This window comes from Psychrobacter sp. CX21 (assembly GCF_057396255.1).
This window is the reverse complement of the sequence record NZ_JBXYJG010000014.1, coordinates 68,952-94,190: the sequence shown is the minus strand read 5'-3', so window position 1 is coordinate 94,190 and position 25,239 is coordinate 68,952. Positions and strand designations below refer to the sequence as shown.

18 protein-coding genes and 4 tRNA genes are annotated in these 25,239 nt (G+C 39.8%); 10 read left to right on the top strand and 12 right to left on the bottom strand.

The annotated features are described in order from the left end of the window. Nucleotides 1-31 precede the first annotated feature (31 nt). Complete coding sequence (locus tag AC2SLP_RS09155) at nt 32-1,246, bottom strand: IS256 family transposase (RefSeq protein ID WP_486535535.1); 1,215 nt, start codon at nt 1,244-1,246, stop codon at nt 32-34. A gap of 464 nt (nt 1,247-1,710) precedes the next feature. Here AC2SLP_RS09155 and AC2SLP_RS09150 point away from each other — a divergent pair, with 464 nt between their 5' ends. From AC2SLP_RS09150 to AC2SLP_RS09110, 9 genes are all read left to right on the top strand, one after another. After that, the gene (locus AC2SLP_RS09150) at nt 1,711-4,032 is read left to right on the top strand and encodes an FdhF/YdeP family oxidoreductase (RefSeq protein WP_486536365.1); all 2,322 of its coding nucleotides are present in this window, start codon (nt 1,711-1,713) and stop codon (nt 4,030-4,032) included. Between the two features lie 250 nt (nt 4,033-4,282). Then, nucleotides 4,283-5,596 carry a formate dehydrogenase accessory sulfurtransferase FdhD gene (locus AC2SLP_RS09145; RefSeq protein ID WP_486536364.1) on the top strand — a complete coding sequence of 438 codons (1,314 nt, stop codon included), beginning with the start codon at nt 4,283-4,285 and terminating at the stop codon, nt 5,594-5,596. A 93-nt stretch (nt 5,597-5,689) separates the two neighbouring features. Further along, on the top strand, nt 5,690-7,570 hold the full coding sequence (tilS, locus tag AC2SLP_RS09140; protein WP_486536363.1) for a tRNA lysidine(34) synthetase TilS: 1,881 nt from the start codon (nt 5,690-5,692) through the stop codon (nt 7,568-7,570). Between the two features lie 189 nt (nt 7,571-7,759). Then, nucleotides 7,760-8,608: a pyrroline-5-carboxylate reductase gene (proC, locus tag AC2SLP_RS09135; RefSeq protein ID WP_486536362.1), complete on the top strand. Its 849-nt coding sequence runs from the start codon at nt 7,760-7,762 to the stop codon at nt 8,606-8,608. A 183-nt stretch (nt 8,609-8,791) separates the two neighbouring features. Further along, entirely contained in the window at nt 8,792-9,361 is a 570-nt protein-coding gene (locus tag AC2SLP_RS09130) for a YggT family protein (protein ID WP_486536361.1), read from the top strand. Between the two features lie 297 nt (nt 9,362-9,658). Then, nucleotides 9,659-9,748 (top strand) — tRNA-Ser (locus AC2SLP_RS09125). Between the two features lie 131 nt (nt 9,749-9,879). Beyond that, nucleotides 9,880-9,956 (top strand) — tRNA-Arg (locus AC2SLP_RS09120). Between the two features lie 277 nt (nt 9,957-10,233). After that, the gene (locus AC2SLP_RS09115; RefSeq protein WP_486536360.1) at nt 10,234-10,911 is read left to right on the top strand and encodes an RDD family protein; all 678 of its coding nucleotides are present in this window, start codon (nt 10,234-10,236) and stop codon (nt 10,909-10,911) included. Between the two features lie 315 nt (nt 10,912-11,226). Beyond that, entirely contained in the window at nt 11,227-11,706 is a 480-nt protein-coding gene (locus AC2SLP_RS09110) for a hemerythrin domain-containing protein (protein WP_486536359.1), read from the top strand. A gap of 120 nt (nt 11,707-11,826) precedes the next feature. Here the strand turns inward: AC2SLP_RS09110 and AC2SLP_RS09105 are convergent, their stop codons facing one another. From AC2SLP_RS09105 to AC2SLP_RS09055, 11 genes are all read right to left on the bottom strand, one after another. Beyond that, nucleotides 11,827-12,777, bottom strand: coding sequence for a calcium/sodium antiporter (locus tag AC2SLP_RS09105; RefSeq protein ID WP_486536358.1), 951 nt, complete (start codon nt 12,775-12,777; stop codon nt 11,827-11,829). Between the two features lie 131 nt (nt 12,778-12,908). Beyond that, the gene (panD, locus tag AC2SLP_RS09100) at nt 12,909-13,289 is read right to left on the bottom strand and encodes an aspartate 1-decarboxylase (protein ID WP_486536357.1); all 381 of its coding nucleotides are present in this window, start codon (nt 13,287-13,289) and stop codon (nt 12,909-12,911) included. A 328-nt stretch (nt 13,290-13,617) separates the two neighbouring features. Continuing rightward, the gene (gene pth / locus AC2SLP_RS09095) at nt 13,618-14,202 is read right to left on the bottom strand and encodes an aminoacyl-tRNA hydrolase (protein ID WP_486536356.1); all 585 of its coding nucleotides are present in this window, start codon (nt 14,200-14,202) and stop codon (nt 13,618-13,620) included. Between the two features lie 107 nt (nt 14,203-14,309). Next, a complete protein-coding gene (locus AC2SLP_RS09090; protein WP_486536355.1) occupies nt 14,310-15,002 on the bottom strand; it encodes a 50S ribosomal protein L25/general stress protein Ctc in 693 nt (230 codons plus the stop codon). 277 nt (nt 15,003-15,279) lie between these two features. Continuing rightward, the gene (locus AC2SLP_RS09085; RefSeq protein WP_486536354.1) at nt 15,280-16,242 is read right to left on the bottom strand and encodes a ribose-phosphate pyrophosphokinase; all 963 of its coding nucleotides are present in this window, start codon (nt 16,240-16,242) and stop codon (nt 15,280-15,282) included. Between the two features lie 81 nt (nt 16,243-16,323). Further along, nucleotides 16,324-16,399 (bottom strand) — tRNA-Gln (locus AC2SLP_RS09080). Nucleotides 16,400-16,613: 214 nt separating this feature from the next. Further along, a tRNA-Gln gene (locus tag AC2SLP_RS09075) sits at nt 16,614-16,689 on the bottom strand. A gap of 177 nt (nt 16,690-16,866) precedes the next feature. Next, nucleotides 16,867-17,877: a 4-(cytidine 5'-diphospho)-2-C-methyl-D-erythritol kinase gene (gene ispE, locus AC2SLP_RS09070; RefSeq protein ID WP_486536353.1), complete on the bottom strand. Its 1,011-nt coding sequence runs from the start codon at nt 17,875-17,877 to the stop codon at nt 16,867-16,869. Between the two features lie 129 nt (nt 17,878-18,006). Then, nucleotides 18,007-18,789, bottom strand: a complete 783-nt coding sequence (gene lolB / locus AC2SLP_RS09065; protein WP_486536352.1) for a lipoprotein insertase outer membrane protein LolB — start codon at nt 18,787-18,789, stop codon at nt 18,007-18,009. 144 nt (nt 18,790-18,933) lie between these two features. After that, on the bottom strand, nt 18,934-21,045 hold the full coding sequence (locus AC2SLP_RS09060; RefSeq protein WP_486536351.1) for a tetratricopeptide repeat protein: 2,112 nt from the start codon (nt 21,043-21,045) through the stop codon (nt 18,934-18,936). A 344-nt stretch (nt 21,046-21,389) separates the two neighbouring features. Next, nucleotides 21,390-22,424, bottom strand: coding sequence for a polyprenyl synthetase family protein (locus tag AC2SLP_RS09055; protein WP_486536350.1), 1,035 nt, complete (start codon nt 22,422-22,424; stop codon nt 21,390-21,392). Between the two features lie 604 nt (nt 22,425-23,028). On the opposite strand from AC2SLP_RS09055, the gene fadB reads away from it, so the two are divergent. Beyond that, nucleotides 23,029-25,188, top strand: a complete 2,160-nt coding sequence (fadB, locus tag AC2SLP_RS09050) for a fatty acid oxidation complex subunit alpha FadB (protein WP_486536349.1) — start codon at nt 23,029-23,031, stop codon at nt 25,186-25,188. Nucleotides 25,189-25,239: the final 51 nt, after the last annotated feature.

The following is a 25,239-nucleotide window of genomic DNA, read 5'->3' as shown; positions in this document are numbered from 1 at the left end:
GAGCCCATCCTGAATTCTGTGTAACTGCAATTTAGATTAAATGCTTACTAACACGCTCATCGAACATAATCATAAATCGATTAAGAGCAGACGTCCAGTTACGGATGGGCATCGACCACTTTTTAGACGCCTGCTGAGTCGCTAGATAAACAACCTTTAACGCCGCTTGATCAGATGGGAATATCTTACGCTTATTCACAGCGGTACGAATCACGCTATTTAATGACTCGATAGCATTGGTCGTATAAATGGCTTTTCTAATGTCTTTCGGGTAATCAAAGAACACGGTTAAGCCCTCCCAATTATTGCGCCAAGAGGTAACCACATGCGGGTATTTATCGCCCCAGATCTCATTAAACTGCTCAAGGCTAGCCTCTGCCAGCTCAAGCGTATCAGCACCATAAACCGCCTTTAAACCAGCCGCTACTTTTTTTCTATCTTTCCATGGTACAAACTTCATAGAGTAACGTACCATATGCACAATACATAGCTGAACCTGTGTGTTTGGATATACCGTATTAATTGCCTCGCTAAAGCCTTTTAAACCATCCACACAGGCAATAAGAATATCTTGAACCCCACGGTTTTGTAGTTCAGTGAGAATACCTAGCCAGAACTTAGCGCCTTCATTCTCCGATAGCCACATACCCAGTAGCTCCTTTTTGCCCTCAAGATTGACGCCTAAGGCCAGATAGATGGCTTTATTAATGATTTGCTTGTCTTGACGTACTTTAACGACAATGCAGTCTAAATATACGATAGGATATAAGCTACTTAGTGGACGATTCTGCCATGCTGTGATGTCATCTATGATGTTGTCAGTAACCCTTGATACGAGACTGGTTGAGATATCAACGTCATAGATATCTTTGATACTCTCAACAATCTCAGTGGTTGTCTGGCCTTTGGCGTAAAACATGATGATTTTATCATCGAGCCCAGTGATACGAGTTTGATGCTTTGCAACCAATACAGGATCAAAGCTTCCTTCACGGTCTCTGGGTGTAGATACTTCAATCTCACCTGTGTCACTGCGCACTGTCTTTTTGGTGTGACCGTTGCGCTTGTTTGGGGTATCCGCCTTTTCATGCTTAGGATAGCCTAGATGCTCTTCCATCTCGGCTTCTAATGCAGTGTCAATAAATGACTGCATGAGCTCTTTTTGAAATGCTTTGATGTCTTCAAAGCTGCCAACGTGTTTGGCCATTTGTTCGGCTAGTTTTTTTAGTTCTGTTTGTTTTGTCATTGCTTATTCTCCTTTACTATGGATTATAAGCAGTTACACAAAGTTTGGGAAAGTCTCCATTTAAGCACTCAACAATTCTATAATCCTTTTTAGTCCTCAATACTTAGCTTATTGAGGGCTTTTTTTATATCGTTTTGAGCTCATGCTCACAGTCTGATGTCGTGTGCAATCTCAGATGTATAAAACAAAATGTATAGTAAATGCTAACGATAGTGTCGCAGAATATTTTTTTGTCCTATACTCATTATTATCCAGTAATCTCAAATGAATCTACCGTACAACATATAAACCCGCAGGCAAAACGGCGAACAATTTTAGCTATCAGCAGTCCTAATATTTAAATGTTCAACGGACCCTAACAAAATTCCCTTTGCTTGCTAGTTCATAATCATCGCCCATATTAGAAATTATCTAATCTATAGAGTGTCACCAGCCATTATTATCCTAGCTAAAAGAGTGCCATTATGAGAAAAATACCTGTTTATAATCATCCTGCTGCAGGGTGGTCTGCATTAATAGAATCATCACAAGTGTTATTAGATTACAAAGCATTTTTACGGGGTAGCGTGAGTGTGCTTAGTAGCAACCAGCCAAATGGTGGGTTTGATTGCCCAGGCTGCGCTTGGCCGGATCATAAAACACATAAAACAATTGATGTGTGTGAAACAGGTATAAAGGTTTTAGCAAGTGAAACCACAACTAGACGGGCCGATGCTGAATTTTTCTCCAAGCATACCGTTTCCGAATTACAAGGCTATGATGGTCATCAGTTAGAGCTGGCGGGAAGATTAACCGAACCATTGTATTACGATGCCAATCAAGACCGATATGTTCCGATAACGTGGAAAGATGCTTTTCGCAAAATTGCTGATCAGTTAAAGGCATTAGATAATCCTGATGAAGCCATGTTTTACACCTCAGGGCGCGTCACTAACGAGCCTGCGTTTTTGTATCAGTTGTTTGTTCGTTTTTTTGGTACCAACAATTTACCTGATTGTTCAAACATGTGTCATGAGCCTACTTCGGTCATGTTGGGCAGACAATTGGGTGTCGGTAAAGCCACCGTCATGCTTGAGGATTTTGAAAAAGCAAAGCTTATATTGATGTTTGGGCAAAACCCTGCAACCAATCATCCGCGTATGCTAGAGATGTTGGCGCATGCTAACGAGCAAGGCTGCCGTATTATTGCTATTAATCCAATGCGTGAACAAGGTCTAAGTAGTTTTAGAAATCCGCAAAAAGTGAACCATATGGCAGCTGGTGGCAGTGATCCAATGGTCGATGAAGTGGTGCAAATTCAAATCGGTGGTGATACTGCTCTATTGACTGGCTTAGCCAAATGGCTACTTGAAAATGACAAAATTGATAAAAACTTTATAAATGAGCATACCTCAGGATTCGATGCATTAAGTGAATGGCTACAAGCGCAGTCATGGGACGATATCGTTCGTGGTAGTGGCATCACACAAGACGCCATTATTGAACTTGCACAATTGGTTGCGGACAGTCCAGCGACTATATGTACATGGGGTATGGGTATTACTCAGCATACGCAAGGCGATGACAATGTCGCTATGATTACCAATTTGTTACTTCTAATGGGAATGATTGGTGTCGAAGGCGCTGGCGCTTCACCAGTGCGTGGTCATTCGAATGTTCAAGGCGATCGTACCATGGGTATTCATGAACAGCCCAAGCAGTCGTTACTTGATAGCTTACAAAGTGTGTTTAAGCATCCAATGCCGCAAGAAGATGGCTATAATGTGGTCACGGGTGCAAAAGCGATGATTCAAGGCAAGATCAAGACTTTCATCAGTATGGGCGGCAATTATAGTGTAGCTGCCCCTGATAGATCAGCCATTCAGCAAGCGATGTCAAATAATGCACTTAATGTGTTTGTCGCGACAAAACTCAACGAAAGCATGCTTTATCCCGGTAAAAACAATCTCATACTTCCTTGCTATAGCCGAACAGAGCGTTATCAAACCAGTTATGGTAACCAGTTTGCCACTATTGAAGACTCTATGTGCCAAATAGTACCCACTAAAGGTAAGCTTGCCCCAATCAGTGATTCTTTAAAAGCTGAAGCACAGATTGTGGCGGGTATTGCTAACGCCTATTTTGGTTCAGACCATGTTATCGATTGGGATAAAATGGCTGAAGATTACGATTATACTCGCGATTATATCGCACAAGCGATTTCAGGGTTTGAGAACTTTAATTATCGTATTCGTGAGAATAAGCGCGGTTTTCATTTGTATCATGCTGCGCGCCATCGTAAGTGGAACACGGAAAGTGGCAAAGCGCAGCTTGAAGTCCCCAAATATGACATCACTTATGTCGCCGATCAGATGAGCGAGACCAATCAAAATATTAATACTCAACACGGGTCATCTGGTACGAACGAGATTAATCAGCAGGCTCAGGATGAACAAAAAGTTTGGCAGCTTACGAGTGTCCGTAGTCATGATCAATTCAATACCACTATCTTTGGATATGAAGATCGTTATCGCCAAACCAATCGCCGTGATGTGGTGTTTATGCATCCTGATGAAATGAGCCGTTTAGGATGGGATGCAGGCGAGCGTATTATTGTGTCTAAACATGATAACAGTAAGATGACAAGGCAGATGGGGCCACTGGTACTTACGCCGATGGATATCGCGGCTAATGCTGTGGCAGTGTATTATCCTGAGTGTAATGATCTAATAGATTTAGACAGCCATACATTAGAATCGTACACCCCAACTTATAAATCGATGACGGTAACTCTGCAAAAAGCTTAGCTGATGTTTTTAATTACTCTATATAATGAGCTCGAGTTGTGTCTATTCGAGCTCATTATACAAATTCCTTAATTTTATATCTAAACTGATTTTAAAAGTTCCTTTCATAAGGTTTAACACGTTATATGGCTAAAGCGTAATATAAAGACTTAGTCTAGGTGTTTTTTATATAAGTAGTTTGGTAGATAGATAAGACGTTTATCAAAGCCATAATGTAGTAATGATATTTAAAAGTAATGAGAACTAAGTCATGTCTATCATAGACGAAGACCGGACTAGTAGTCCGTCATCTATACTCCAAGGTTTTAATGATATTGTGGATTTGAATCACTCAAAAGTTATAGAGGGTGATAACGTAGTTTACGGTATTAGAAGGACTAACGGTACATTAAGTAATGGCGGTTATAAGCTTCATGGTCATAACAATGATGTTAAAAGCAATACTGCCCATGTAAGTAGCACTTCTCATATAAGCAGCACTTCACATTTCAATAGTAGCAACCGCTACTGTAGCAATACCCATATGTCAGATCAGACCTTAAATCATGTAGCAAATCATATGTTTAGCACTCCTATGGCCAATGCACCTTATAACAAACAGGTTGAATTAAAAGCATTTAATTCAGAAAGTATATATAACTCAAAAAGTGAAGAACCACCTATCAAAGTAGCGAAAGTTCATCCCGCTCAAAAGCACAGCTATATACGCGTCAAGGAGTTAGATGAATTACACATAGAGCAGAATGAGACGGTACTAGCCGTCGAAGCAGCAATTGCCATAGTTATTAACGGTATTCATTATGCAGTACTAATGGCAAGTCCAGAACAGCTTGAGTACTTGGCACTTGGCTTTTTATTAAGCGAAGGTTTAATTGAGCATCGAGGCGAGTTATTGGATTGGCAAATACGTCCTGTACAGGATGAGAGTGATTTTAGTCCCATGAGTCAAGTTAATAATGACGGCGTTGAGCGTCAAAATCTCAAGCGCTTGTTATTAGATTATGATGCGTATATGGTTGAGCTCACTTTAAATCAGCGTAGACATCAGCAAATTATCATGCAAAGACGTCAACTGTCTGGTCGCACGGGCTGCGGTATGTGCGGTATGACGGGACTTGAGCAAGCATTGCCTGATTTAACAGATTATATCGCGTCCACTTCTGTAGGAACTGACCGAAAAATGCCAAGTTTAGAGGCATTATTATCTATAAAACAATTAATTGAAAATGCACAATCTATGCATCAGTTGACTGGTGCGGTACATACCGCTGCCACTTTATATCAAGGCGAATTGTACTTGTTTGAAGATGTGGGTCGGCACAATGCGTTAGATAAATTGATAGGTTGGCAGCTGCGAAACAATATAGCTTTAGATTATGTGGTCATGACATCAAGGTTGTCTATCGAACTGGTTCAAAAGGCCATTCGATGTCAACTGCCTTGGCTCATAGGTATGTCTGCACCAACCAGTACAGCGGTAAAAGTGGCACAGCGCTATGCTCTAGGGCTGGCTGGGTTTTTAAGAGAAGATCGGGTTACTTTTTATACTGACAAGCGCATATAATGAGTGAGTTTTTTAAAGTAACTCCCAATAACTCTTATATATTGCTTTTAATGCTGACCTAGTTTCTTACTATAAACATGTGTTTTAACGACTATGACTATAGACTGTAGTTTAACTCAGACTTTGCTCAACAGTTTTAACGATTATAAACTGCAATTACATGGCAAACGTGTTTGGCTGGCCTGTAGTGGTGGGCGAGATTCGCTAAGTTTGGCCGCATTGTGCCAGACACTTTTTGAAAATGGATCTTTGCCGTTTTTACCCCAGATACTGCATGTCAATCACCGAATGCAAAAAGCTAATGAAGAATGGTCACAGCATGTCTCAGAATGGGCCGCGCAGAATAATATTCCTTGCACAATCTTATCGATATCGATTCATAAAAAAACAGAACAAGACGCTCGGCTGGCAAGATATGAAGCAATGCTGGATATGATGAATCAAGATGATGTACTTATTCTGGGGCATCACCAAGATGATCAAGTTGAAACTCTATTAATGCGGTTATTTAATGGCGCTGGGGTGAATGGTTTAAGCGCCATGCAAGCTTGGTCGTCCAAATACAATCGATGCAAAGCTAAGCATAAGCATAAGCATAAGCGGGTGTTTTTATGGCGACCATTGCTGACAGCAAGCCGTGCTAGTATTACTAAATATGCTCAGTTACATCAACTTGATTATGTCGATGATCCCACCAATGTAATGAGTAGTCATACAGCTACAAGTGATTCAACTCTACCAAACAGCTCGACTGTTCAATCTGAATCCATAGTGAATGACAGAGCCTGGTTGAGAAGTGTGTTGTTGCCACATATTAACCAGAGATATCCGCACGCTAAGTCGGCAATCGCTCGTACTTGTGAATTGATGCAAGATGCGGCATCTATCTTGAGCGACCAAGCTCAAACGGATCTTAATAACGTGTGTATAGAAGCAGATGAAAGACAATCTGTCTTAGCTATTGAATTATTTAGTGCATTAACTAAGGCTCGGCAATCCACTCTAATTCACACTTGGCTCGCTCCTAAACAAACCCAGTTACCGCCCTCAAAACGTCTAGTCGATGACGTAATACGATTGACTCAACGCGATGATTTGGATCATCAAACTCAATTGTACTGGCACAGTGGCGATCATCATTATGTCATTCGTCGTTACAAAAATAACCTCTACCGAATCGATCAAACTTGGTTCGATTGGCTACAATTGACACCTGACACGCAACAACTATCTATAAATGACCATAAAGTTGCTGTAGATGACAGCCAAAACGTAACTGACAAAGACAATAGCACGTCCTATTTGAAGGATTCAAACCAAGTATACCTACAAAGTCACAATCATAGACTATATTTAAAGAGTCCAGAAACGGGCACTCACTGGTATGTCAGTGGCATGCACGATGTAGCTATTATAATACGTGATCATTTTTTAAACAGTGCTGCACATAGCCATTCAGATAGTGCTACCAACAACCCCTCAAAAAGCCTTCTATATCCATTTTCTCAAAGTGATTTAAAGCTTAAGTCTTTATCAATAATGATTGAACCGCTACCACGTAATCTAAAAGTACAACTTCAAGGTAGAGTAGGGCGAAAATCCGGCAAAAAGCTTCTTCAAGCCATAAACCAGCCAAGTTTTAAACGCCGATCAGTTTGTTCGTGTTCATTATTAATTCAGACAACCCCTCTCAACGACGATTTGGCAGTACAAACAGTAGAAAGTTCATTAAGTTCAATCTCTAAGTTAGATAAGTCACAATCTTTAGACACCCTACCTATACAAACTGCACCTAAAGAAATTGCATCTATAGAAACCGTACCTATACAAACTGCATCTATAGAAACTGTACCTATAAAAAAAGTGCCCTTATTTATGCTTACGACAGATGGTATCGAACCATTAAGTAGCCCAATTGAAGAAGAGATTCAACAGCTTATTGAATGCCAAAAACTATCTATTGATTTAAAATAGCTTTAAACGTACAGGCCCGTGTAAAATTCATTATGCTACGACATAAAGCTTGACATGATGTGGTAAACTAATCTGCCTTTGATATAAAACATGTCATAAAATTCCTGTAATCTAAACGTTGTTATGGGTTCTTTAATCTTACACATGCGATTGGTCAGGCCGCTAAAAAAACTCTAAAGGAAATAATGAATGTCTCAACTTAAAGGAAAGAAAATCAGCTTTATCGGTGGTGGTAACATGGCACAAGCGCTCATCAGTGGGCTGCTAGGTCGAGGTATTAAACCAACAGATATTACGGTTTCAGCTCCTTCAGAAGAGACACGCGCCTTATTTCGTAGTCAAAAAATCAATACGGTAAATCCAAAGGGTAATACAGAAACTGACAATCCTAAAGCTGCGGTTGAGTCAGCAGATGTGGTGGTTTTAGCGGTTAAACCTCAAGTTATGGGAGAGGTGCTTTCAGAGTTTGCCGATGTGTTAGATAGTCAGCTCTTAATTTCAGTAGCCGCAGGGCTCTCAACAGATACGCTGAGCAAGATGGTCGATGGTTATCTAAATATCGTACGTGCAATGCCAAACACGCCTTCGACTATTCAAAAAGGGGCGACAGGGCTGTATGCCACGGACAGTATTAGCGAGACTGACAAACAATTGGCGAGCACAATAATGGCGGCATCTGGCTTAGTGAGCTGGGTAGATAAAGAAGAGCAGCTGCATGCCGTAACTGCCGTTTCAGGCTCTGCACCTGCATATTTCTTTTATATGATCGAGTCTATGATTAATGCGGGTGTTGAGCTTGGTCTCGATGAAAAACAAGCGGCAGCATTAGCCATGCAAACTGCGCTTGGTGCGGCACAAATGGCAATTACCAGCGATGAAACACCCGCTGAGCTACGCCGTAAAGTAATGTCACCAAATGGCACTACACAGGCTGCGGTGGCTGCATTACAGCATAACAACTTTGAGCAAATTATGAAGTTGGCCATGCAGGCCTGCTATGACCGTAGTGTTGAAATCAGTACAGAACTTGCTCAATAAGCATTATTAAAGTGCTAATTCACTTGTTTGTTTCTATAGATTTTAATCAAAGTAAATAATCAGCATGAATTTTAAAGTATCTTATAAAGATACGCCCAATTCACTCCGTTTTATATCCAGTTCTCTCAGTTTTATATATAGTCAGTGTCATATTTTTAAGATAAATTAGGAAGAGTACGTTGAATGTCTAGTTCTTTAATACCTTTGTTTAATATGGTTATCAGCTTTGCCATGTTGCTTATATTCATACGCTTTATGCTACAGTTCGCTGGGCTTGAGCGAAGTAACCCTATGGCTGAACCTGCGTATAGGATCACCAAATTCGTTGATGTTTTTGAACGTATTTTCCCAACGGTAGGCGGTGGCCGAGTTAGTATTGCGGCTATCGTCCTAATGTTTTTACTCAAGCTCATTGATCTGTCAGGTAATGCAGCCTTACTAGGCTATGGGTATACGCCGCTTAAACTGTTCTTTACTGGATCTTTACAGCTCATATTGAGCTTTTTAAGTGTGGCACGCTACCTTATTATTGGGGCCATCATTATCAGTTGGATTGTGATGTTAACCCAAAAGATGCATCCGATAATGACAATTATTATTCAAATGGCGGAGCCCATTTTGGCACCATTTCGACGTATTACGCCTAATCTTGGTATGATTGATTTGTCTCCAATGTTTGCCATATTCGGGTTATTGCTGATTGAAATTATAATCAAAACCATTGCAAGTAATTTATTACCGTTATTTGGATAGCTTCATTTGAGTTAATAATGCTTAAGGGTTTTACATACTGATTAGGATATGACTAAGGTTTATAAATTCGATTTAGTTAGTAGATAAGACATAAATACTTATCTTAAAGAAATTTAAAAACTAACTTGCAAACTCCTTTGAGTTTGTTATAATACTCGCCCACAACGAGATGTAACTCTTATATAAATTGACTGATATATAAGTTATTTGGTTTATTTGAGTTTCTTATGAGTGTTGTTGTCTAAAAGCTATTTAGGAATGAGTTCATTTTAACTAAATAGTTGTTTTAGGGGTTTTGGAGAAGTGGGTGAGTGGCTGAAACCGCACCCCTGCTAAGGGTGTATACGTTAACGCGTATCGAGGGTTCGAATCCCTCCTTCTCCGCCATTTTATTAGATTAAATTAATCCAATAAAAAGTTGACACCTAAGATTTATGGACTATAATAGTCACCCTGTTAACCGTAAGCGATAGTTTACTCGTTAACACTGTGTTATAAAGTATTAGCATGATAATTATGCGCCTTTAGCTCAGCTGGATAGAGCACTTGGCTACGAACTAAGGGGTCGGGAGTTCGAATCTCTCAAGGCGCACCATTCATTCTAATCACTTATTTCATATATTAATTAATCGCCAAACGTGGGCGATTTTTTTATGTCTGTCAGTTTTTCTCTATGCCGTCACACCTATCTTCCCCTATTTGTTGCAACACACCCTCCTACTTTGCAGGTTCGATTCATATCTGTTAATTCAAGATTGAGATGAATGCTGTTGCCAGTCTCTAAATACGTTACAATACGCTAGCATATTTTATCTTAGCAGCTTATGCATACTACATTAAGTGTCTTATTCTATTAGGTTATTGTAATTATCATGTCCAAACCAAAGCTATCTCGCCGAGATTCTAGCAAGACAAACACCTCAAAAAAGAAAGCGCTGCGCCCTACAGGTATCGAGGGGGTGAGTATTTCTGGTGAACCAGAGATTGCCCGTGCCACTACTCGTGTCATAGCGATAATTTATGATGGTATGTTGATATTAGCGTTGCTGTTTTTGGTAGGTACGGTGCTGACAGTGATTGGTACGATGTTGACGATGGAGACAGGGGTAAGCTCAGATGAGGCGCAGACCTTGCCGCGTTGGTATCAAAATCTCGTACTGACACCTGCGTTTATTGTGACTCTTATTGGGTTCTATGGTTTATTTTGGCAGCGTGCAGGTCAAACCTTAGGGATGCAAACGTGGCGTTTAAAAACTGTCGATAGTAACGGTCAATTGCTCACTTGGTCTGGGTCAGTGAAACGTATTTTAGCAGCATGTGTGGTACCTATTGTATGCGGCTTGATAGGTTATTTATTCCAAGGATCTCGTACCGCTATGTTAACGAGTGCTTTATTTGGTTTGATATTCAACTATATATTTTGCTTGTTTAATAGCCGCGGATTGGCAGTTCACGATATCCTATCTAATACTGTGACATTAAAGATGCCCAAGATTCATCACGAAGGACTCATGACATCTTTAAGAAAAAAGAATAAAAAGAATAAATAGCGAATAGGGTAAATAAGAATCGCTTGCATTATTCACATGCTCATACAAATCTTAAGCCAATAGCGACACCATTTCATCATCAAATTGCTTATACTAATCTAAAATAATCAGCACGGTTATAAACAGTACTTTAATAACTTTAAGTACTTTAATAATGTGTAACTCTATGTTTTGTATAAAGATACACGAATACAATCAACAAACAAGTATTTCAATTTATTTGTCATCAAATATTCGTTACCCGTGCTTATAGTATTTTTGGATAGTATTTAGCTAATAGTATGTAGCTATAAGTCATTATTTTGGGAGTATGTCATGAGTCAAGAAACCAGTATCGATTTTGATAAAGATATTTTTGCCGCATTAATTGAAAAACACGAAGTACAGCGTGATTATTGTAATAAGCTTGAAAATACGAGTGACAATGAGAAGCGTAAAGAGATATACGAAGATTTAAGACTTGAGCTTAAAGCGCATGCAGCAGCTGAAGAGCGCCATCTATACATCCCAGTTATGCAGCATGATGATGGTTTGGATTTATCCCGGCATGCCATCACTGAGCATCACGAAATGGATGAAATGATGGAGACGCTAGACGATGGCCGTATCGGGCAAGAAAAGTGGGATGAAACCTGTGCTGATTTGATCGAAAAGGTGCGTCATCATTTGCAAGAAGAAGAGAATGAATTCTTTATAGAAGCTCGTAAGATACTAGACGATGATTTACAGCAGCGTTTAGGCGCTTTATATCAAGTTGAACACGATGAGTATGAAGAAACGCACGAACATGATTAAGGGCCTAAAATAATAGCCAACATTTTAAATGTTGGCTATTATTTATTTTTGCACATCGTCATAGTTTAAATAGGACAATCAAGCTTGAAAAGGTTAATATAGTTTTAATAGGTTAAACAGTTATATTGCGGTCAAGCCTAGCCACGTAGAATAGCCTACGAAGCTTAAAACCAGTATGATTCCACTGGTGTACTTTAAATTACCATCTCGTTTAAAAGCCACAAGACACAGTACAAATAGTAAGACCGTGGCCAGCCCAACCATTAGCATATCGCGAGATAAAATCTCAGGTTCTACAGACATGGGATGAATAACGGCAGCTAATCCTGTAACACCAAGGGTATTAAATAAGTTCGAGCCGACCACATTACCCAAAGCCATATCGTGCTCACCACGTCTTGCTGCTGCCACACTAGCTACAAGCTCAGGCAATGAGGTACCAATAGCAATAATTGTTAAGCCAATTAATAGCTCACTCATACCCCATAATGTTGCAAGCTTCACTGCGCCCCAAACCACAGCCTGTGAGCTGGCGATCAATAGCGATAACCCAACAATTAGTAAGCCTAAAGATTTTAAGATATTGACGTTTTTATTTGCATCTATTTCAGCATCAGTATTATTGCGAAGACTCAAATAGATTTGAATCAGTAATACCATAATTAAAGCTACAATTAATACGACGCCGTCTACAAACGTCAGTTGTCCATCAACGAGCTGAAACGCAGCTAGTACAGTGATTGCAAGTAGCAGCATTAAATCATGTCGTATTACGTCACTACGAATCAAAATAGGACTGATAAGGGCTGTCACCCCAAGCACGAGCGTAATATTAATAATATTAGAACCATAGGCATTACCCAGTGCCAAACTTGGACTACCTGAGAACGCCGCAAAGGCAGAGACTACCATTTCAGGTGCAGAAGTGCCAAATCCAAGGATTAACACGCCAATCAAGAAGCTTGGCATATTAAACTTTATGGCCAAACCTGTGGCACCGTCTATAAAAGCATCTGCGCTCCATACCAATATAGCTAGACCAAGAACAATGGCCACGATAGCTAAGCCCATATTTATCTCCAATAAGCTGATATACGATAATATTTAGTTATTAAGCAGAACCTAAAGTTTTTAGGATTTGAAAAAACGCCAAGCAATTTGCATCGCTTAGCGTTAGATTCGTTATAAGAATTATGATTTTATTATGATACTTGCACGGGAATAATATTAGCGGTATCTTTTACCGTATTGTCTTCATTGCAGTATACCAATCGTGGTTTGTGCGTATCAGCTTCCTCTTCATCCATTTGCGCATAGGCACAAATAATAACGATATCGCCAAGATCTGCCATATATGCTGCTGCGCCATTTAAAGAAATAATACCAGAACCAGCTTCAGCACGAATGGCATAAGTGCGAAAACGCTTACCATTAGTCACATTATAGATATCAATAGATTCATTCTCGCGAATACCTGCCAAATCTAATAAATCCCCATCGATACCGCAAGACCCTTCATAATGTAGGTCTGCATGTGTAACACGGGCACGGTGTAATTTACCTTTCAGTAAGGTCAATAACATATAGGGTTCCTCGGAATAATGGACTATAGTCGAACTACTCTTAAAGTGTTAAACTCGCGCAGCCTAGGCTAGTAGTACTTAAACTCGCTCGCCATGTACCACTTCTAAGATTGATTGACTATAAATTGTTAAGCAAATAACTTGAACGCAGATTATACGCATAATGATAGCTATCATTTGTTAATTGATTCAATAGACTATCAAAAAAAACAAGTATAAAGGTTTATAAGTTAATTTTACAGAGATTAAATAGAGCTAAATAACAAACATTCGTTCATTGTTTATATATGAGGCTTAACAAAGAGTAATTAAAGGGAAGTAAGACTACTTAATTGGGAAGTTTAAATCCATTAATTTGGCTTCTGGCTTTTTCTATTTCACCTGTCACCATTAACTGTAAAGCACCCATCGCTGCATCTAATGCCGATTCTATGGCTATTTGATCATCTGTAGACGCTTTAGATAGCACATGACCACTTACCTTAGACTTATGACCTGGATGGCCGATACCGATTCGCAGACGATGAAAATCATGACCCAAATGCGGCGTAATATCTCGTAGCCCGTTATGGCCACCATGTCCGCCGCCAGTTTTAAGTTTAATACTACCTGGAGGAATATCAAGCTCATCATGCGCAATGAGTAACTCATCAGGATCAATACCATAAAAGTTAACCATAGGAACAACAGATTGACCCGATTTATTCATATAAGTCATGGGCAACAGTAAGCGCACATCCGTATTAAAAATACGACCTCGACCCGTTAGGCCATTGAACTTCTTTTCAGGGACTAATTCAATGTTAAATTTATCTGCAATTAGGGCCACAAACCAAAAACCAGCATTATGTCTCGTGTGGACATATTGCTGGCCTGGGTTGCCAAGCCCAACAATAAGCTTAAGTTGGGACATAGCATTCTCACTGTATTCTATTGAGTGAAAGTCATTTTGATAGATAGTCATTTTGACAGTTAGATAATGACTCAAAAGTCGTTATCTAACTAATGACAATAGACGAATTATTCTTTGTCTTTATCTTCTTCATCAGTACCTTCACCACCTTGTTCGGTAGCAGGCACATCAGCAGCATCAACTTCTTCGCCGTCGTCTTCATCAACTTCTTCAAGTGTTGGTGGCTGCATATTAACGATAGTACGGTCAACCGGCTCATCAATATCAAGCTCGAATAAGATAACGTCTTCAGGAAGCTTGATATCAGAAAGATGCAATGAATCACCAATTTCTAAGTTAGAAACGTCAACTTCAAGATATTCTGGAAGGTTCATCGGTAAACAAACGATTTCTAAATCAGTTACTAGCGTAGATAAAATACCACCTTCTTTAGTACCTGGAGCGTCTTCACGACCAACATAATGAACTGGGATGTTCATATTGATCTTCTGACCTTTAACAATGCGCTGGAAGTCAGCATGCATTGGGAAACCTTTAGCAGGATGACGCTGGAGGTCTTTAATGACCGCTAAATGTTCTTCACCATCAAGCTCGATAGTCAAAATATTTGAGAAGAAAGCTTCATTTTCAAGAAGTTTCCACAGTTCGTTGTTTTTGATAGCGATTGCCGTAGGCTCTTCATTACCACCATAAATAATAGCGGGTACTAAGTTTTGCTTACGCAGGCGGCGGCTCGCACCTTTGCCCTGCTGATCTGCGGTACGGGCGATGCCTTTTACCGTGTATAATACGTTACTCATAGGAGTATCCTTGATTAATAAATTGATTTTTGATGCCATCCGGTTACATTTGCGACCAATGTATCCAAACCAACATCGAATATAGACTATAGCTGTATTATCATTGATTTCAGAGACGATTTAACCATTTCGCAGCCGTCCCCTACAGATATAGAGGGCGTATTATACGCTTATTAAAAGCTAAAATCCAGCTGGTTAAATATAAAAAACCACCATCTTAAGATAGTGGTTTTTATCTTTATATTCATACTATTCTGTCTAATGTATAAATACTTTATTAAGGCTTATTTATAGAGTCAAACATCGCGCTAATAGATTCTTCATTATTGATTCGACGTAAGCTTTCAGCCAATAGGGATGCGATAGTAACTTGACGGATCTTATCACAAGCTTTTGCATCTTCACTTAGCGGAATAGAATCAGTCACCACCAATTCATCTAATACAGAGTTACTGATGTTATCAATAGCATTACCTGATAATACAGGGTGGGTAATGTAGCCTAATACACGACGAGCGCCATTGTCTTTTAGCGCTTGCGCAGCTTTACACAAGGTCCCAGCGGTATCGACCATATCGTCGACAATAACACAGTCACGATCTTTGACATCACCAATAATATGCATGACTTGTGACTCATTTGCACGAGCACGGCGCTTATCGATAATCGCCAAATCAGTATCATCACCAAGCTCTTTTGCCATAGCGCGTGCACGAACCACACCGCCCACATCAGGAGAGACAACCATAAGATTGTCATAACCTTGTTTTTGCAAATCTTTTAGCAGTACAGGCGTACCATAGATGTTATCTACTGGAATATCAAAGAAACCTTGAATCTGATCTGAGTGTAAGTCGACCGTCATAACGCGATCTATACTAACAATGTTTAGCATGTCAGCGACCACTTTGGCCGAAATAGGTACACGAGCAGAGCGGGGGCGACGGTCTTGGCGTGCGTAGCCAAAGTAAGGCATCACTGCAGTAATACGGCCTGCACTTGATCGGCGCAGGGCATCTGCCATGACCATGATTTCCATCAAATTGTCATTCGTAGGTGCACAGGTAGGTTGTAAAATGAAGACGTCTTTACCACGAACATGCTCTTTAATCTCAACAGCGATTTCGCCATCAGAGAAGCGCGTAACATTTGCACGGCCTAGAGGAATATGTAAGTGATCTGCGACGGTTTTAGCAAGTTCAGGGTGGGCGTTGCCCGTAAAAATCGCCAGATATGGCATGATTCAAGTCCTATTTATTTGACTTAGAAAGGAGCAGTGAAGACTGCACAAATAAAGGAGAATATTGAACGTTTTGAAAAATGGCAGGGGTAGCTGGACTCGAACCAACGGATGTCAGGATCAAAACCTGATGCCTTACCAACTTGGCTATACCCCTAAAACAGACTGACTATATCAAATTATATTAAATTGAAACTAACATAACGTTTGATATTTAATTATAAAAACCAAAATAAGGTAAGTTTTTATAATGGTTTGCATTGTATTTTTTCAGAATCGTTCGTTGCGAACTATACCGAAAACTAACTAGATGTGTCAATGAATTAAGCAGTTTTATTTATATTAAAACAACACTTTAACATTAACGAATATGGCAGGGGTAGCTGGACTCGAACCAACGGATGTCAGGATCAAAACCTGATGCCTTACCAACTTGGCTATACCCCTTTATGGGCGAGTTATTATACACTAGAATTTATCCAATGCAACTTTTTTTATCGATTTAACTAAACCTTTGCATGCTATTTTGGCGAAAAGGTCATTATAGGTTCTAATTACGCCTACCAATAAATTACGAGTAATAATAACTTATAAGTACTAAAAACTGCTGAACCATAGCAATATTCATAAAGCCTCAGTGATAATAGCATGACAAGGGATGTCAGGATCATGAGCGATATAATCTTTTATTAAATCTAGCTTATTAGTAGGTATTGGTAAAAATACACTGCTACCTGTGCCCGTCATACGCGCCGTAGTACCTGTTAAGCTTTCTAGGGTTTTTAGATAGATTAAGGCCGATTGTACTTCTACTACCATGTCGGTAACAATAGGCTCAAATACATTGGTAAACGGATTATTAAGCTGCCCTAAAAAGTCATCTTGTTGGTCAACAATTTGGGATACACTTAATCTTTGCATATTTCGGTTTAGCGCGGGATGCGAAAACAACGCTTGCGTGGAAGCATGCGCATTTGGATTTAGTAACAAGTAATGTTGGTGAGGCAGTAAAATAGGTATTAGCTTGTCGCCGATGCCCTCAGCAATGGCATCGTTATTAAATATAAAAATGGGCACATCAGCACCAACAGTTGCACCAATTTTGATCAGTTCAGTGTTGCCTAACCCGATACCCCAAAGCTGGTTTAGCGCAACCAGAGTGGCTGCTGCATTCGAAGAGCCGCCTCCTAAGCCTGCCCCTGTAGGCAAAACTTTATGGAGTGTTATATCTATAACGGGCATACGATCAGGTAAGCCTGCCTGCAGATTGGGTTCAAGCGTCGCTGTTGATGTTGTTAACGCTGACTGCGAATGAATGTCTGCATCGATTTGGGTGCTAATCTGATGTTTTAATGAGTCTATAAGCGCGAGCGAGGCTTTGGTAATAAGGTTGTCATTTATATCATCGGTTACTGCAACATTGCTATGCAAACGAATGGGCATATTGGTATGATCTAGTACAGCATATGGATTAAAGATTTGCGGTGTTATATTAAACTCTAAAGTATCTCCCCAATTTAATAATCTAAAGACACTCTGTAGATTATGATAGCCATCGTCTCGTTTGCCCGTAATATGTAAAAACAGGTTGACTTTTGCTGGAGAAAACAAGCACAAACTTTGCGGTATCGTCATATCGTCGTCTATATGAGTAGAATGAGTTAAATGCAAATCTATAGCCCTACTAGCCAATTTAGTATGCTACTGACAAGAAGGCAACTGAAAAAGCGACCAAAAAACAACTGGTAAAATAGACATAAAAAGCTACTGAGTATGGTTTATGGTCATAATGACACGATGTCCATCTGTGCGGACCACTTTAATCTTACTGGGCCTAATGCTGTGGTCGTTTTTATAGCTAAATGACGCATCCCAACCTGCATTGCTTGACGCCGCAATACGACCTTGCTCATCTAGGCGGCTGTTGCTATCAGACGGTGCGGGGCGTCCAGATATCCAATAACGCAGTTGAGATATAGGCGCTTGCCATCCTGTGGCTTGTAGGAGTAACTGTTCTGGGTCACTCGCCAAGATTTGACCCGCCTCTTTATTCACTAACGTCGCTTCAACACCATTATACTCAATAACGGTATGCCCTATACCCAGAGCGCCTGTGAGGTCAATTGCAAAACGATCATCTTCTTGTGCCCAGACATAAAATGCACTGCCAGACTGAGCTGCTGTATTTTGCGTTTCAGGCGTCGTTACTCCGATTTTACCGCGAATATTAAAACTCTGTAGTAAATGGGGATAACTGTCAGTGGATGCATTCATACCTGTGTTTGCATTAGTGTTTGTTGAAGACGCTTGCATGGTTTGACAGCCTGTTAGTACCATAGCCCCAGTAGCTAGTATCGCCATTAAAAAGCGACGACCTACTACTGTAGTTGTTTGATCAACAGTACTTTGTTTAAGAGGGTTTTGACTACATGAGCTTAGTTTGTTGCTCTCTTGTGTGTAGCACGCACTAGCGGCGAATAGAAGCGGATTGGCTTTTAAATGCGGGCTGGTTTTTGAAGCGTGATTAACAAACGGTAAACCTGACATGATGTTCCTTGGGAGATATGTATGAGTGTCTTATATGAGTTACTACAATAGGGACAGTATAAAGTTTATAAATTATCTAAAATAGAGTTTATATAGCGCTTAGTCTGGCTTTAACTCCTAATAAGAATGACGACGTCAAAATAATCAATAGGATTGTAAGCGGTCATTTATATCTTGATGCCCTAAAGCGAAACGGCTTTTTAAATCGTTTAATAAGGCAGTCACTTTGTCATCTTGATCTAAGCCTTGATAAGCACGCAGTAATATAATACCTGAATCAAGTGTGGGTGACGTTTCATAGTTGATTTCAAGTAGTGATATCACCGTGTTATAGCGCTGTTCAGATAGCGCATTCGCTGCAATAATATTTAAAGCTGACAAATAATTATCTTGATCAAATAAAGGTGACTCATATGGAATATCTATAATGGACTGCGCCATATCTAGCGCCATATTAATATCATACTCATCCCCTGTTTCAAGTAATAAGACGGCTTTCGCTAAGTTGTAATCTATATTTTCAGGATCTAATAGTAGCAATCTATCAAGTAGCTTCTTTTTCAGTAGCGTATCATGTTCGTTATCCAGTATTTGTGTACGCGCGAACAACAACTTGGTGTCATCTGGAAATTTGAGGTTGGTATCTTCTAATATCTTTTTGGCTTCAACAGGTCTGTTTTGTTGTCGCAAGATATCTGCCTGCATAATGGCGCTATCTGGGGCAAAAACCTCAAACTCTTGACTTAATTTAGTCAGGGTATCAAGCGCTCTATCAGGCTGATTACGCAATAACTGTATAGACACAAGTTTTTGTCTTGATTTGAGGACAAGGTCTTCTTGCATGACTTTTGATAAAAAACGCTCAGCACGATCATACTTTTGTTGTCGCTCAGCGCTGATACCTAAATAATAATAGGCTTGGTCGATATAATAGGGGGATGCTGCAAGGCTTGAGAGTAACTCATCGGCTTCTTTATAGGCTTGAACATCGATACTGACTAAAGCTGCCAGTAACGTCACCTCGTCGTCATGGAATAAATCATTGGCTTTTAATAAAAGCTCCCAAGCTTTTTTAGTCTGTCCTAAATCTAAGCGATATCTAATCTCGTACAAATATAAGGCTTTACTGTCTTTTAGTCGCTTGCGATGCTTACTCACATAAGCCAAAACGTCTTGATCGGATTGCAGTTGTTTTAATACATCTGCTTTTAATATGATGAATGCTGAATTATTTGGGAGTGACCTTAGTGCGCGATTCACACTTATTAAGGCGATATCTGCGTGACCCAATTGAGACAGTAGTCCCGCCTGCATGACAAGGATAGAAGGATTATCATGCTTAGGTAAATTCATCAGCGTTAATAATAATAAGCGCTGATCGTTTGTTGTAGTGGGATAAATGCCTTGCAGTATTTCGCTAAGATCAGCTTGAGGATCATAGGCCAATAGGTCGCTTAACACTTCACCAGCCAATTCATAATTGCCAGCTTTTAGTGATAAATGTGCCACATAAAATAGCGCAGGTATATGCTCAGGGTTTTGCTGTTGCCATTCGGACGCAAATGCTAATGACTCGTTTGCGGGCTCATATAACAAAGACAACTCTAATGCACGCTCAAATACACTTGTTGAATTTTGCTTAAAAGATTCTTGTTTGTACAAGTTTAAAGCGGTATCAATATGACCTCGAGTAATTACATACTCAGCCTGTAATATATTTAATAGGCTTGGACGTTTATCTGTCGCTTGTGAGTTATCCGCTTGAGATTTTGTATGGTTCGCTAATTCAGATGCAGTTGTGTCTAGTTGATATTGCTCTGTTATTATCTCGCTGGGATCTAATTGCGAGCTTTTTGACATTGAGACATGAGCCGAATTAGGTAGGCTCGATTGTTTTATATTGGACAATACATCCGCACTTGCAGGTATCGCATAAGTAAACGTGCCTACAATACTTAGCAAACACAATAATTTAAGATACTTATGGTGTCTTTTAGGTAAGACAGGTGTATTTATGTCAGTTTTTGAATAACGTGCTATAGAGCCTCGGCCTATTAGATTGAACATAAAGGGTTTAAGGGCGGGAGTTTTGAGAGAAATAGACCTTAATTTATTAGGGTATTTAAAAGCGGTTTTTCTAAAAATGGATTTGCTTGGACGAAAACGCATATACCAGCGTGCACGAGTCTGACGAACGTAAGTTCCGACCCCTTTGATGAGCAATTTTGGCTGTAGCGAATCAATTATGAAAACCATATGGTCCTATATAAAAAACGTTAAAAAATGCCGAACCTTAATAGCATTTTGTCTTTTACTAGCTGGGTAGTGTTAAGCAGTTTTTAAATTTAACCGACAACTATTAAGTTACATATATTATTCAACATTTATTAATCAATAATTATTAGTCAATAACTTTTAATCAATAACTATAAGTATCTTTAAAAAAGTGCCCTATTTAGCTTTATATGACTTATGTACGATATAACTTATTTTTGCCTATCTTAACACCTCTGATTATATTGATACAAAACATCCTAATAGGAGGATCAATAAGATGGTAAATAAGAAGATAAATAAACTGTTTAAGATAGGTGATAGAATTATTTCTTACGTTGCCATAACCAATCCGCTAAGGCAATTAATGTGCTTTGTTCCGTAAAGCGCTCATCTATGGCTTGCGTAGCCTCCTCAAATAAAGACTTGGCATAGTCGTTAGCTGTGTCAACACCCATTAATCTAACATATGTTGATTTATTTAACCCTTCATCGCTACCAGCAGGTTTACCTAAAGTATCTGTACTGGCGGTCACATCCAAAATGTCGTCTTGAACTTGAAAAGCCAAACCGATATTACTGGCAAATAGGGCCAAAGAGTCCAGTTGATCACGCGTAGCGTCAGCACAGATACCGCCCATCAGTACCGCCGCTTCTATCAAAGCGCCCGTTTTGTCACGGTGTATGGCTTCAAGCTCAGCTTGGTCTATCAGCTTGTTTTCTGCATTTAAATCTAGCATTTGACCTGAAACCATTCTTCTAGCTCTAGGGGCGAAAACAGTTGATAGTTTGGCAGAGTCTTCATCTGAGATAGGCTCAAAACCACCAATTTGTGCATTTAGAATCTCAAATGCTAGCGTTTGTAATATATCTCCCGTTAGCATAGCAGTGGCTTCATCAAATTGAATATGACAAGTAGGGCGGCCACGGCGTAGATCATCATCATCCATGCAAGGTAGGTCATCATGAATTAAAGAATAGGTATGCAAAAATTCTACAGCAAGCATGGCACGGCGACAGTTATCATTAATGACCAAACTATCATTAAAAACTAAGCTGGCTGAATCCTTTAAATTTTGCTGATATTTGCTATTGTTTTCAGTTTCATTTCGACTTTGATTAGCGGGCTTACTTTGATCATTGCGCTTACTTTGAAGAACAGTGTGATAGCCACACGCCACCAATAATGGGCGAACACGCTTGCCTAGACCCGTCATGGCATAATCGCACGATTCTTTTAAAGGACTGGGTAGCTTCGCGTGGTCTAGCAAAGTCGCTATATCGCTTTGTAACGTGTCGATAACCTGTTGGCTAAAGTTTTCAAAAATGACGGGTCGTTTTGTAATAGAACTGTGGCTCATGGAACAATGCTCGATGCTTGAAGCGCTTAATAATCTAAGCCTTAAGTGAAAATAGTTTATAACCTATATGTTAAGTGACACGATTATGTTAAGTGACACAGTTAAACGGGTAACTATAAATAGTTAGCGCCATATATTATACCGACAAAAAATAATTTTAACGTTAAATAAGAATATATGACCTGTAAGTCAGGTAATGCGCTGTGACAGCGGGGGTATAAATCCCCTAAACTAACCAACTTTAAGACAGAGCTTTACTATAAAGATAATAAGGTTTAGATATAAATAGACAATATATCTTATTAATTTAATACATTTTTAATGGTTCAAGTGATATAAAATTTATATAAGTTGACTCTTTATTAAAGCTGATTAACAATTTTTCAATGCTTAGCTATATTCAAACGTTTATTTAATCTGTTGCTAACAAGTATGAATTAATAATTAGCATGAATGAATTAATAAGTACGAATTGATAACAAGCAGGATAGGTAAACCACTCAATATAAATCACAACATATAAACGACAACGTAAGTTAGCTTGCACGTGGTGCTATTGCACGTGAGGTTTAAAATAAAGTGCTAAAATAACAAGGAGATTTACATGATATATCAAGGTAACCGCATTACGGTATCACTATTGGATGATGGCATTGCCAACATGCAGTTTAATGCCGAAGGTGAAAGTGTTAATAAATTTGATGCCCAAACAAACACGCAATTCGACGAAGCTGTCACTGCATTAGAGCAAGCCGATAATGTAAAAGGTCTTATTGTTACTTCAAGCAAAGGCGTATTTATTGCTGGTGCTGATATCACAGAATTTGTTGGTCACTTTAGTAAAGAAGCAGAAGAGATTGAAAAATGGATCGTTGAAATCAACGATGTATTTAATCGCTTTGAAGACCTACCATTCCCTAAAGTAGCCGCCATCAATGGCGCAGCACTAGGTGGTGGTTGTGAAATGACGCTAGTATGTGAATACCGTGTCATGGGCGATAAAGGTCAAATCGGCCTACCTGAAACCCAGTTAGGTATCTTCCCAGGCTTTGGTGGTAGTGTACGTACCCCACGTGTTATCGGTATTGATAATGCATTAGAGCTTATTGCTACGGGTAAAGCGCAAAAACCTGAACAAGCTTTAAAGCTAGGCTTGGTTGATGCCGTTGTTGCTCAAGATGATTTGCAAGCCGCAGCCATTGATTTGGTTAAAAAAGCCATCGCAGGCGAGTTAGACTGGCAAGCAAAACGTAAAGAGAAACTACAGCCTGTGAAGCTTAATCAGCTAGAGCAAACGATGGCGTTTAATAGTGCCAAAGGTGCTATCTTTGCAAAAGCCAATCCTAAGCAGTACCCAGCACCTGCTATTGCTATCGAAACGATTGAAAAGCATGTGAACTTGGGCCGTGATGAAGCCATCAAAGTCGAAGCAGCTGGTTTTGCGAAAGCAGCTAAAACACCACAAGCGGAAAGCTTAGTTGGTCTCTTCTTAAACGATCAAACCGTTAAGAAACTTGCCAAGCAGCATACAAAACAAGCGCATGAAATTAATGAAGCTGCGGTACTTGGCGCTGGTATTATGGGTGGCGGTATTGCTTATCAAGCAGCTTCTAAAGGTCTGCCAATCATTATGAAAGATATCAAGTCTGAGCAATTAGACTTAGGTATGGGCGAGGCGAGCAAGCTGCTAGGCAAAATGGTTAGCCGTAAGAAAATGACCCCTGCTAAAATGGGTGAAACCCTAAGCCGTATCCGTCCAACACTTAACTACGGCGATTTTGGTGAGACTGATATCGTTATCGAAGCGGTGGTAGAAAATCCAAAAGTTAAGCACGCGGTTCTAAAAGAAGTCGAAGGCTTAGTAAAAGAAGATGCTATTTTAGCTTCGAATACTTCAACCATTTCTATCACCCACTTGGCCACCGTCCTTGATCGTCCAGAAAACTTCGTTGGTATGCACTTCTTTAACCCTGTACACCGCATGCCATTGGTCGAAGTTATTCGCGGTGAAAAATCTTCAGAACAAGCGATTGCTACTACGGTCGCTTTAGCTCAGCGTATGGGTAAAGTACCTGTTGTGGTAAATGACTGCCCAGGCTTCTTAGTGAACCGCGTATTATTCCCATACTTTGGTGCGTTTGATTTGTTATTAAAACAAGGCGCTGACTTTGTACACGTTGATAAAGTCATGGAAAAATTCGGCTGGCCTATGGGTCCTGCTTACCTAATCGACGTAGTAGGTCTAGATACTGGTGTCCATGGTGCAGAAGTTATGGCAGAGGGCTTCCCAGATCGCATGAAGCCAGACTACAAAGGTGCTATTAAGTACTTGTATGAAAATGAGCGTCTGGGTCAGAAAAATGGCGTAGGTTTCTATAAGTATGAAACAGACAAGCGCGGTAAGCCTAAGAAAACTGCTGATGATGCCACTTACGCACTACTTAAAGACACCACTGATGCAGATACGCAGCAGTTTGATGATCAAACCATCATCGATCGCATGATGCTCGCTTTTTGTAACGAAACCGTTCGCTGCTTAGAAGACAACATCGTAGCGACACCAAGCGAGGCAGACATGGCTATGATTATGGGTGTTGGATTCCCTCCATTCCGTGGTGGCCCATGCCGTTATATCGACCAAGTTGGCTTAGATAACTACCTAGCATTATGTGAGAAATATGCTCACTTAGGTAAAGCTTATGAAGCGCCGCAAAAGATCCGTGATATGGCAGCAGCCGGCGAAACTTTTTACCCAAAAGCTTAATACGATAACCGTTTAAAACTAATTATTTAGGGTTTACTAAAACTACAACTT

What these genes read in the sequence shown, in the direction of transcription:
- AC2SLP_RS09155 (WP_486535535.1), bottom strand. Translation starts at nt 1,246, where the DNA reads ATGACAAAACAAACAGAACTAAAAAAACTAGCCGAACAAATGGCCAAA.
- AC2SLP_RS09150 (WP_486536365.1), top strand. Translation starts at nt 1,711, where the DNA reads ATGAGAAAAATACCTGTTTATAATCATCCTGCTGCAGGGTGGTCTGCA.
- AC2SLP_RS09145 (WP_486536364.1), top strand. Translation starts at nt 4,283, where the DNA reads ATGTCTATCATAGACGAAGACCGGACTAGTAGTCCGTCATCTATACTC.
- tilS (WP_486536363.1), top strand. Translation starts at nt 5,690, where the DNA reads ATGACTATAGACTGTAGTTTAACTCAGACTTTGCTCAACAGTTTTAAC.
- proC (WP_486536362.1), top strand. Translation starts at nt 7,760, where the DNA reads ATGTCTCAACTTAAAGGAAAGAAAATCAGCTTTATCGGTGGTGGTAAC.
- AC2SLP_RS09130 (WP_486536361.1), top strand. Translation starts at nt 8,792, where the DNA reads ATGTCTAGTTCTTTAATACCTTTGTTTAATATGGTTATCAGCTTTGCC.
- AC2SLP_RS09115 (WP_486536360.1), top strand. Translation starts at nt 10,234, where the DNA reads ATGTCCAAACCAAAGCTATCTCGCCGAGATTCTAGCAAGACAAACACC.
- AC2SLP_RS09110 (WP_486536359.1), top strand. Translation starts at nt 11,227, where the DNA reads ATGAGTCAAGAAACCAGTATCGATTTTGATAAAGATATTTTTGCCGCA.
- AC2SLP_RS09105 (WP_486536358.1), bottom strand. Translation starts at nt 12,777, where the DNA reads ATGGGCTTAGCTATCGTGGCCATTGTTCTTGGTCTAGCTATATTGGTA.
- panD (WP_486536357.1), bottom strand. Translation starts at nt 13,289, where the DNA reads ATGTTATTGACCTTACTGAAAGGTAAATTACACCGTGCCCGTGTTACA.
- pth (WP_486536356.1), bottom strand. Translation starts at nt 14,202, where the DNA reads ATGTCCCAACTTAAGCTTATTGTTGGGCTTGGCAACCCAGGCCAGCAA.
- AC2SLP_RS09090 (WP_486536355.1), bottom strand. Translation starts at nt 15,002, where the DNA reads ATGAGTAACGTATTATACACGGTAAAAGGCATCGCCCGTACCGCAGAT.
- AC2SLP_RS09085 (WP_486536354.1), bottom strand. Translation starts at nt 16,242, where the DNA reads ATGCCATATCTGGCGATTTTTACGGGCAACGCCCACCCTGAACTTGCT.
- ispE (WP_486536353.1), bottom strand. Translation starts at nt 17,877, where the DNA reads ATGACGATACCGCAAAGTTTGTGCTTGTTTTCTCCAGCAAAAGTCAAC.
- lolB (WP_486536352.1), bottom strand. Translation starts at nt 18,789, where the DNA reads ATGTCAGGTTTACCGTTTGTTAATCACGCTTCAAAAACCAGCCCGCAT.
- AC2SLP_RS09060 (WP_486536351.1), bottom strand. Translation starts at nt 21,045, where the DNA reads ATGGTTTTCATAATTGATTCGCTACAGCCAAAATTGCTCATCAAAGGG.
- AC2SLP_RS09055 (WP_486536350.1), bottom strand. Translation starts at nt 22,424, where the DNA reads ATGAGCCACAGTTCTATTACAAAACGACCCGTCATTTTTGAAAACTTT.
- fadB (WP_486536349.1), top strand. Translation starts at nt 23,029, where the DNA reads ATGATATATCAAGGTAACCGCATTACGGTATCACTATTGGATGATGGC.